The organism is Deltaproteobacteria bacterium, from assembly GCA_028818775.1.
Taxonomy (GTDB): Bacteria; Desulfobacterota; Binatia; order UBA9968; family JAJDTQ01; genus JAJDTQ01.
The window spans coordinates 1-2,900 of sequence record JAPPNE010000117.1; the positions used below are offsets into that span (position 1 = coordinate 1).

4 protein-coding genes are annotated in these 2,900 nt (G+C 63.2%); 1 reads left to right on the top strand and 3 read right to left on the bottom strand.

Annotated elements, in window-relative coordinates:
- Positions 1-52 precede the first annotated feature (52 nt).
- Both OXU42_13295 and OXU42_13300 read right to left on the bottom strand, forming a co-directional pair.
- Entirely contained in the window at positions 53-799 is a 747-nt protein-coding gene (locus tag OXU42_13295) for an integrase arm-type DNA-binding domain-containing protein (protein ID MDE0030363.1), read from the bottom strand.
- Complete coding sequence (locus tag OXU42_13300; protein ID MDE0030364.1) at positions 789-1,016, bottom strand: tyrosine-type recombinase/integrase; 228 nt, start codon at positions 1,014-1,016, stop codon at positions 789-791. Before OXU42_13300 ends, OXU42_13295 begins: the two co-directional genes overlap by 11 nt.
- Positions 1,017-1,141: 125 nt before the next feature.
- Between OXU42_13300 and OXU42_13305 the strand changes: the two genes are divergently transcribed.
- Positions 1,142-1,420, top strand: a complete 279-nt coding sequence (locus OXU42_13305; GenBank protein ID MDE0030365.1) for a hypothetical protein — start codon at positions 1,142-1,144, stop codon at positions 1,418-1,420.
- Between the two features lie 46 nt (positions 1,421-1,466).
- Here OXU42_13305 and OXU42_13310 read toward each other — a convergent pair.
- On the bottom strand, positions 1,467-2,900 hold a 1,434-nt coding region (locus OXU42_13310; protein MDE0030366.1), incomplete at its 5' end, for an AAA family ATPase.

Genomic DNA, 2,900 nt, shown 5'->3' on the forward strand with positions numbered 1-2,900 from the left:
CTCGTCGGCGCACAGATGCGCTACGCCGTCCACGACCGCCAGGGCCAACCCCTCACCATGCTCGGCTTCTCCACCGAGCCCCGGTGAGGCTCAACAGCCGGAGCGCCGCCACCCGCCACGGTTGGGATTGTTGGTGTCTGTCCAACACTGCGCCGAGCCGCCGGAACTCCTCTTCGTCAAGGTATCTGGCGACGGGTCTTCGCGGGTTGGGCGTGATGTTGGCGCAGGCGTCGGGAACACTCTCGCCAAGCTCGCCCCATTGCCGCGCGGTCTTGAGCATAGCGCGCAGCACCTCGAACGCCCGGTTGGCCGCGCCGGGCCTGTCCGCGCTCGCCGCGTCGAACCAAGCCGACACCCGCGCATGGTCGATCCTGTCGAGCCTGAGCCGCCCGAAGGCGGGCATGACGCGGTTGCGCATGTAGATGTCCCACACTTCGAGCGTAGCGGGCTTCCAGCGGTTCCGGTGGGTCTCCCGGTAGCGGGCGGCAAAGTCGCGGAACAGCGTGGTCTTGACCGCGTGCGCCGGGGCCGGGTCCTCGCCCGCCCAGATGCGGGCGAGGAGCGCGGCGGCTTCCTTCCGCGCTTCGGTGATTCCCATGTCGGGGAACCGCCCGAGGGTGATCTTGCGCATCCGGCCTTTCACCCGGGTCTGGACGATGAACGACCTCGCGCCGGAAGGATGGACCCGCACACCGAAGTTGGACAAGGCCCCGTCCCAGAGGGTGTACTCGCCCGCCTTCGGCCTTGCGGCAGTGGCGGCTGCCGTGCTCAACCGCGACCTGTGTCTGCTACGCGCCATGATCCGCCTCCCCCTTCCGGCCTCCGCTCATGGCGTCGCCGACGATGGCGGTGATCTGCCCCGCCGCCTCGCGGATGTGCTCGTCCGCCAGGTGTGCGTATCTCTCGGTCGCGGCGGTGTCCGCATGGCCGAGCAACCGGCCCACGGTGTAGAGGTCGAGGCCGCTCATCACGGCATGGGAGGCGTACGTGTGGCGTGAGGGATACGAGCGCCCCACCTTCCTTTGCCGGAGGCGATGATGAATGCTGGGGGCAAGGAGGGACGCTCAATGGAAGAGATGGAAGCTGGACAACAGGGTGCGAGGGAAGAGGCCAGGAGGGACACGGGCGGGGTTTCGGCGTCATGAACGGCGTAGGACTGACCACGGTAGGCTGTCTGCTCGGGCACCGCAAGTGCGCCACCACGGCCATCTACGCTCACTTCGACGATGCCACGCTGCAAGGCGCGGCCACGCAGGCGGCCGCGGTCATCGCCCGCGCCATGGGCTTTCGGGCCGAGACGCCGCCCGAACTGTCTGATCCTCCAGTTCCCTCCGAGCTCGCTCCGTCACACGGGCGACTTGGAACAGACGGAGAACGAGGACAGGCCGAAGAAATCTGCCCGCACCAACTGTTCGATTGATGATTGATAGGAGAGGCCGTGGGGAAAAACCCGGAGTAAGGCCAGTTCAGGTTCCCGCGGCCGTGATGGATTCAATCTTCTGCGTGTACACGTTGGACTCGCTTGCCGTCATCAACAGGCATTCGCGCGCGCGTGTCATCGCGACATATAGCTCGCGGGTTTCCCTGGCGATGTCTTCCCGTTCGGTCTTTAGTTTTCCCAAGCCAAGGAGAATCACGCGCGAAAACTCCAGCCCCTTGCTGCTCTGTTGTGCCAGGAGCACCACCTGATCGGCCTGTGGATTGTAGCGTTTCTTCCTTGCAGGCTTGTCGAGCAACTGGCAGGGGATTTTTCCCTGCTCGAACTCCCGCGCCACGGCTTCGCCCATCCAGTGCGCATCGTAAATGATCGCCACTTCCCGCCACGGCACCCCGTCGTCGTGCCACTTGGCGACGCAGTCCGCAGCGAAACGCGCTTCTTCTTCGAACGAACCCAACTGCCTGAATATAGGCATGGGGCCGTCCGCCCCCGCAGCTTGCGGTTTGATCAACGGCACTTGGTCGTCGTCGGAGTTCTTCTCCTGAAGCACCTCCTTGGCGAACTCGTAGGCCAAGTTCAGGATTTGACGCGTGTTGCGGTAGTTGAGACTGAGAATCTTCGTGCGGCCTCGCGCCTGCACACCTACACTCGACAAGGAGAAACCCAAGCCGTTTCGATGGAAGATGGACTGGGCGTCATCGTACAACAGCAGCAGCGAGTTCGTATTCCGGTCGACCATCTGAACGACGAGTCGTAGCCAGTCCTCTTCGAAATCGTGAGCCTCGTCGATCAATAACGCGCTGTATTGCTCGCGCGGCACCGATCCCTTCTCCACGCCGGCGATCACGCTGTCCACCTGCAGTTCCCAAACCGGCTTATCGCCTTCAGCGACCTCCACTTGATGGGTCTTCAGCTGTTCTCCGCACCAGTCGTGAAAATGGTAGACACGCACCTTGTCGTCGATGCCCTTGCTGCGCATGTGACTCCTGAGCTTCGCCGCCAAGGTGATGTTGAAGCACAGTACCAAAATAGGCTTGTCGGGCGATTCAGCCAGAACCTCGGAGCGGAATTCCAGAACCAGGGTCTTCCCGGAACCCGCCACACCATGGATGACGCGATGCCCGTCGCCGAGGCCGCGGGCCAGCTGTTCCTGATGGATGTCCATCACCTTGACGACATCCGGGCCGGAATCTTGTCCGGCCGTCTCCTGCGGAAAAAGCTCCAGGTTGTCGATGCGGATCTCCGGGTAAAGGTGCCAGCGAATGCGGTTCAGATCGGGCAGCGTCAGTGCCCTGTCGAACGCAAAAGGGACCATGCCGCTAAGGCGCTTCTCGAACTCCGCCGGGTCTGTTTGGTCCTGCATCTCGTCCCGACAGATCAGCAGGTGACCCGGCAACACCCGTTCGGCTACGTCATCCGGCGCCACAGACTGGATCTGCTTGCGGGTGATGTTCGTCAATAC